Source organism: Peribacillus sp. P4_C12 (genome assembly GCF_056402095.1).
Genome location: NZ_JBFUIB010000527.1, coordinates 1 through 2,406 on the forward strand (window position 1 = coordinate 1; position 2,406 = coordinate 2,406).

At 33.8% G+C, this 2,406-nt stretch carries 4 protein-coding genes; 3 read left to right on the top strand and 1 reads right to left on the bottom strand.

The window, feature by feature from the left end; translation table 11 throughout:
* Window positions 1–403 (top strand): PhoH family protein (locus tag AC1DUW_RS25950; RefSeq protein WP_477643835.1); only part of this gene is annotated, 403 nt, incomplete at its 5' end.
* A 75-nt stretch (window positions 404–478) separates the two neighbouring features.
* Here AC1DUW_RS25950 and AC1DUW_RS25955 read toward each other — a convergent pair.
* Window positions 479–982 (bottom strand): hypothetical protein, encoded by a 504-nt coding sequence (locus AC1DUW_RS25955; RefSeq protein ID WP_083450685.1) that lies wholly within the window; start codon window positions 980–982, stop codon window positions 479–481.
* A 247-nt stretch (window positions 983–1,229) separates the two neighbouring features.
* Here AC1DUW_RS25955 and AC1DUW_RS25960 point away from each other — a divergent pair, with 247 nt between their 5' ends.
* Both AC1DUW_RS25960 and AC1DUW_RS25965 read left to right on the top strand, forming a co-directional pair.
* A complete protein-coding gene (locus tag AC1DUW_RS25960) occupies window positions 1,230–1,511 on the top strand; it encodes an Fpa/YlaN family protein (protein ID WP_053345198.1) in 282 nt (93 codons plus the stop codon).
* Between the two features lie 703 nt (window positions 1,512–2,214).
* Window positions 2,215–2,406, top strand: a 192-nt coding sequence (locus AC1DUW_RS25965; protein WP_477643836.1) for a biotin carboxylase N-terminal domain-containing protein, incomplete at its 3' end; no start/stop codon positions are given.

A 2,406-nucleotide genomic window follows, 5' to 3' on the forward strand; every position in this document is an offset into this window, starting at 1 on the left:
GCTTAGACCTTGGATGCAACCTATTTTTGATAATCTGCAATATTTGTTCAATACGAAAAAACCAGGGGAATTGGACGCTATTCTAGCTGGCATGAGTTCGATTGAAGTAGAAGCTTTAACCTATATCAGGGGCAGGAGTATTCCGGATCAGTTCATCATCATAGATGAAGCGCAGAATCTAACGAAACATGAGGTGAAGACCATATTAACAAGAGTAGGGGAGCGGAGTAAAATTGTTTTGATGGGGGATCCGGAGCAAATCGATCATCCTTATTTAGATGAATATAATAATGGTTTGACCTACGTTGTAGAAAAATTCAAGACCGAGCGTATAGCTGGCCATGTTAAACTGATAAAAGGAGAAAGATCCGGTTTAGCTCAGCTTGCTGCTACACTTTTATAAAAAAACGGCAAGGGAAATTTCCCTTGTCGTTTTAAATAATGCATTCAGGCTTCTATAACTATGGTACATGTACTTTTATTTAACAGTGAAAGATCGTACATTCTTAATTGGGTTATTGATATTAGAGGCATCTCCAAAATAAATTTCCATAGGTCCGCCCTCGGTTACTTTAATTGGCTTTCCATCCTTGGAAAAGCCAAGGAAAAATTCAAGCGCTACTTCGTATGGAAATGTAAGTTCTTTTTCATCAGTTGTAACAATAACTTCTGTTACACCCGTTTCAGGTTCGGCGTTTTTCAAAAAAGGTTCAAAAGGAATACCAAAAGTTCCCTCCATCAATCTTTGCTTCTCAAACTTTCGTTCCGTTTTTAATGTAGGAGGCATGGTAGCGCCCTCTTGAATTTCCTTTTGCCAATGCTTGGACGCTGCAATTGTATACTCTTCTAATTCATTGACTTGAACTCTCTCAGCATTGAAGTATGTATCGATTTCAATTTTACGGTCATCAAAAATCCACACTCCAGGATCTAGAGTAATTGGATATTTCACTTTTCCATTAATAAACACGATGGGTTCCAAATATCTCATTCCTTTCTGTTGCTCACATTCTTATATAAGTATAATCAATTATATAAGAAATGTCACATTCTCTAGGATGGCGATTATATCTACTGCCGGGTTTATGAGTATAGAGGCTGATTGTGTTATTTCAGTGTTTGGATTATTCAATTTGTTTGTCAATGTCCTTGCTTTTTCATACAACAAAAGGTAGAATTTAATGATAAGATAAGTTAAGATATAATCGCTCTGAGCGGGGGGATTTAACATGGCATCTGATATGCTTGTCAATCATCGAGAAAAAGCTTATGCTTTATTAAAAGCAGATGCTGACAAGATTCTAAAACTGATAAAAGTTCAAATGGAGAATCTCACTATGCCTCAATGTCCTTTATACGAAGAGGTACTTGATACACAAATGTTCGGTCTATCACGAGAAATTGATTTCGCCGTACGTTTAGGCTTAGTAGAGGATACAGAGGGCAAGTCCCTTTTGGAAACTCTTGAAAAGCAATTGTCAGTTTTGCATGAAGCATCATTAAAAAAATAATATACAAAACATACTAACTCAAACAAATCTCGATGATTGTTTGAGTTTTTTATTTATATACAATACTRGGTAATAGTGTTATACTATAACTAAATAGTGTTATACTAATTAGTGCGATTGAAGCTCAAAATGAGCTTTTTTTATTGGGTATGGAATGTTAATAGAAAAAATTTCGGGAAAATCTATCTCCACATATTCGAATTCGCATTTTAGTTGATGAACTCTTTTTTCATAAATAGAAAAATGGAGTAAACTTGTGCAGATTGTCAGATGATCTTCAATCAGGTATTGAATCTTTAGTTCTAGAACTATAGATATTGAGGGGTCAAAAGACGGAAAATCCCTGTGCTTTTATACGAATATACATAATTTTTTATTTTTTTATTGTATTCAGTTTATTTTAGTATTATGGTTATATTAATTGTTGAAAAAATACAAAGTTAACAAATTGATAGTATATTATAATAATTTCAATGTATTTTAACTAATTGGCAAAGTTTCTATTTTTGTGTATTTATTTTTCAGAAACGTATAAATGCATAACTGAAAAATATATCGAAATATAATTATGTTGAGGAACAACGATTTTAATAGGACTGTCTCCTTTGTTGGAGAAATAAACGTGTGAATAAAAAGTTGTGAAGTTTATCACGCTTTTTTTCTATATATTCAATAAAAATACATATTGATTAGGGTGGTAGCAATGGTGAAACGTATAGAAAAAGTACTTGCGGCAAATCGTGGAGAAATAGCGATTCGGATTTTTCGGGCGTGTACGGAATTAGATATTAGTACAGTTGCAATCTATTCAAAAGAAGATTATGGATCTTACCATCGATATAAGGCGGATGAAGCATACCTAGTTGGGGAAGGCAAAAAGCCGATTGATGCATAC